At 43.0% G+C, this 514-nt stretch carries 1 protein-coding gene; it reads left to right on the forward strand.

The window, feature by feature from the left end:
• Positions 1–370: 370 nt before the first annotated feature.
• The coding region (locus JYJ62_RS16010; protein ID WP_420042856.1) for a CoA-binding protein at positions 371–514 on the forward strand (144 nt) is incomplete at its 3' end.

Here is a 514-nt window from a genome sequence, read left to right on the forward strand (position 1 = left end):
GGCTGAAGTCGCCGCCACTGTATTGGAACAAGCTGGGGACATCGATGCATCTCAAAAGTTATTTGCTCATTTCAATCTGTTTCGCCACAAATACTTGGAAGGAAAACCCCACCACCCGACCGCTCAAATGCTCCTATCTCAGCCCTTAAAATAACGTTTATTAGGTATTCTTTACGTTATTTATACGTCGCGCTTTCCAGCAATTTATATTTTGAAAATCACCTTCATAACAAAACGTGAGGGTGCTTGTATTATTCAATAAAATTCCCTCTATAAACTGGCGCTTCTCCCAATATACGGCATAGTATTGCTTACGAACTCAAGATCAATTGGGCGGTATTTACGCTCACCACATAAAAGGTTTGCCAGCATGGGGTTAGTGAGTCAGCTAGAGTCATTATTTAGACCAAAATCCATCGTTGTCGTAGGCGCTTCAGAAGATCCTAGCCGAGCGGGTTCCGTCATGATGAAGAACTTACTGAGCAGTGGCTTTAAAGGTCCTATTCTGCCCGTT

The sequence above is a fragment of the Denitrificimonas caeni genome (genome assembly GCF_905120345.1).
Taxonomy (GTDB): domain Bacteria; phylum Pseudomonadota; class Gammaproteobacteria; order Pseudomonadales; family Pseudomonadaceae; genus Denitrificimonas; species Denitrificimonas caeni_A.